Origin of the sequence: Oscillibacter valericigenes (assembly GCF_021531435.1) — a bacterium.
Lineage (GTDB): Bacteria > Bacillota > Clostridia > Oscillospirales > Oscillospiraceae > Oscillibacter > Oscillibacter valericigenes_B.
The window spans coordinates 1-694 of the sequence record NZ_JAFBIS010000075.1 but is presented as its reverse complement, the minus strand read 5'-3'; the positions used below and the strand labels follow the sequence as shown (position 1 = coordinate 694).

The 694-nt window shown below is 55.2% G+C and carries 1 protein-coding gene; it reads left to right on the top strand.

Going from position 1 to position 694, the window contains the following annotated elements; genetic code table 11:
* Positions 1-71 precede the first annotated feature (71 nt).
* Positions 72-694 (top strand): IS256 family transposase (locus JQM68_RS13610; RefSeq protein ID WP_235223560.1); only part of this gene is annotated, 623 nt, incomplete at its 3' end.

Genomic DNA, 694 nt, shown 5'->3' with positions numbered 1-694 from the left:
CTCGACAGTATGAAAATCTTCGACTAAGTCAAGAATGAGAACAAACATTCAAGACGAAGGAGACGAAGATTATGCAGCCAGTACCACAGGATTTGTTGAAGGAATACGTTCAGAGCCAGCACTTCACCAGCACGACGGAAATCATGGAGGCCATGAAGGAAATGTTCCGGGATGTCATCCAGACCGTCATGGAAGTGGAGATGGACGAAGAGCTTGGCCGCGAGCGTTGCGAGCGCTCAGACGAGCCGGAGGGAGCCCCCAGAAACTACCGCAACGGCTACACGAAGAAGACCGTCAAGACCCAGCTGGGTGAGGTGGACATCAAGGTGCCCCGGGACCGGAACGGCTCTTTCGAGCCCAAGATCATCGGCAAGTATGACCGGAATGCAGACGGGATGGAGGATAAGATCCTGGCGCTGTACGCCTGCGGTATGAGCCAGCGGGATATCGCTGAGCAGGTCAAGGAACTGTACGGAGTGGAGATCTCTCCGGAGCTGGTAACGAAGATCAGCGAAAAGATCATGCCGGAGGTCACAGCCTGGCAGAACCGTCCGCTGGAGCCGGTGTATCCGTTCGTGTTCATGGACGCCATTCACTATAAGGTTCGGGAAGACCGGCGGTACGTGACCAAAGCAGCCTATGTGGTGCTGGGTGTCACCATGGATGGCAGAAAGGACATCCTGGGAGTCTGGAT